At 58.3% G+C, this 314-nt stretch carries 1 protein-coding gene; it reads right to left on the bottom strand.

Annotated features, from left to right (window positions below; genetic code table 11):
* Positions 1-139: 139 nt before the first annotated feature.
* Positions 140-277 (bottom strand): formate--tetrahydrofolate ligase, encoded by a 138-nt coding sequence (locus EZM41_RS11100; RefSeq protein WP_446697842.1) that lies wholly within the window; start codon positions 275-277, stop codon positions 140-142.
* Positions 278-314 lie beyond the last annotated feature (37 nt).

Below are 314 nucleotides of genomic sequence, written 5' to 3'. Positions count from 1 at the left end.
AGAAGGCGAACTCGAGAAGGAGGTCCAGGCCCGTTCGATTCAGGTGACCCAGGAAGAGATAGACGCCGCAATCGCGTATATAAGCCAGCAGTTTCCGACCAAGGAGTCTTTCGAGGATGGAAATAGCTAAGGATCTCGCTTATGTTCCCCAACGAGGCGCAAGCGGGCGCTTGACGGCTTTTGACGCGATACTTCTTGGGCGCAGGCCCGCCAGGCGACACTTGATGTCCATGAACTTCTCCGCGCCCAGCTCGGCGCCGAAGCCAGCCTCGGTCACGAAGTAGTCGGCCAATTTCAGCCCGAGCTTCGTAGCG

The organism is Acetomicrobium sp. S15 = DSM 107314, assembly GCF_016125955.1.
Classification (GTDB): Bacteria; Synergistota; Synergistia; order Synergistales; family Thermosynergistaceae; genus Thermosynergistes; species Thermosynergistes pyruvativorans.
The sequence above is the reverse complement of the archived record's forward strand: the minus strand, read 5'-3'. Positions and strand labels throughout refer to the sequence as shown.